This window comes from Actinophytocola algeriensis, from assembly GCF_014203735.1.
Lineage (GTDB): Bacteria > Actinomycetota > Actinomycetes > Mycobacteriales > Pseudonocardiaceae > Actinophytocola > Actinophytocola algeriensis.
In genome coordinates this window covers 1-1517 of the sequence record NZ_JACHJQ010000022.1, presented here as the reverse complement: position 1 = coordinate 1517, position 1517 = coordinate 1, and the positions used below count along the sequence as shown (strand labels likewise).

1 protein-coding gene is annotated in these 1517 nt (G+C 68.0%); it reads left to right on the top strand.

The annotated features are described in order from the left end of the window. Positions 1–262: 262 nt before the first annotated feature. Positions 263–1486: an IS110 family RNA-guided transposase gene (locus FHR82_RS45115; RefSeq protein ID WP_184816869.1), complete on the top strand. Its 1224-nt coding sequence runs from the start codon at positions 263–265 to the stop codon at positions 1484–1486. The last annotated feature ends 31 nt before the right edge of the window (positions 1487–1517 follow it).

Below are 1517 nucleotides of genomic sequence, written 5' to 3'. Positions count from 1 at the left end.
CGGCGATGTCCTGAACGCGCCTAATCAGTGGTGGGAGTGGGTTATCCGGCACACTCCTGGTGGTAGCCGGCCGGTGGGTGAGCACTTTTCGCGCTTGGACGTCGAGTCCTGGTGAAAGACCGTGCCTCTGCTGGTGGGTCGGGAGAGCTGGATCGCTGCTGGGATGTCGTGCCCCGCGTGTTCGTGGTGGGAAGCACTGCTTGATTAGGTCGCTGATGGTTCTCCCGCTGGCTGCGCAGGGTGATCGAGCACGGGAGGATCGTTGCGGCTGTTCGTAGGAGATGACTGGGCCGAGGACCGTCACGATGTCGAGGTGATGGACGTCTCCGGGCGTCGGCTGGCCAAGGCCCGGCTGCCCGAGGGGGTGGCTGGGATGGCCCGGTTCCACACGATGATCGGCGGGTTGGTCGGTGAGGACCCCGAGGATGTGGAGGTGCTGGTCGGGATCGAGACCGACCGGGGGCCGTGGGTAGCCGCGTTGGTTGCCTCTGGCTACACGGTGCTGGCGGTGAATCCGTTGCAAGCAGCCAGGTTCCGTGACCGGCTGGGCGTGTCAGGCGCCAAGAGCGACGCCGCCGACGCGCATGTGCTGGCTGACATGGTCCGCACCCACGCCCACCAGCTGCGGCCGGTGGCCGGCGACAGCGCTCAGGCCGAGGCGATCAAGGTGGTGGCCCGCACCCACAAAACGCTGATCTGGGAACAGACCCGCCATACCCAGCGGTTGCGGCACGCGCTGCGTGACTACTTCCCCGCCGCGCTGGCCGCGTTCGAGGATCTGGACGCGGCCGACACCCTGGAACTGCTCGCCAAGGCACCCACCCCGGCGAAGGCGGCCCGGCTGACCACCGCGCAGATCACCGCGGCGCTCAAACGTGCCCGCCGCCGCAACGTCACGGAGAAGACCGAGCTTGTCCAGGCCGCGCTGCGCGCCGACCACCTCGGTCAGCCCGAGGTCGTGACCAGCGCCTACGCCGCCTCGGTGCAGGCGCTCATCGCGGTCCTGACCGTGCTCAACACCCAGATCAAGGCCATGCAGGGGCAGGTCGAGGCCCATTTTGGCCGGCACCCGGCCGCTGAGATCGTCACCTCCCAGCCCGGGCTGGGACCGATCCTCGGCGCCCGGGTGCTCGCGGAGTTCGGCGACGACCCCGACCGCTACGCCACCGCCAAATCCCGCAAGAACTACGCGGGAACCTCGCCGATCACCCGCGCCTCGGGCAAGAAGAAGGTCGCCCTGGCCCGATTCGTCCACAACGACCGGCTCATCGACGCCCTGATGGCTCAGGCGCAAAGCGCGTTACTGCGCTCGCCAGGCGCTCGCGCCTACTACGACCGGCAGAAAGCCCGCGGCGCCGGTCACAACGCCGCCCTGCGCCAACTCGCCAACCGCCTCGTCGGCATCCTCCACGGCTGCCTCAAAACCGGCACCCACTACAACGAAACCACCGCCTGGTCACACCACACCAACAACATTGCGGCTTGACACACCAGCACCTGGGATGTCTTTCACGGCA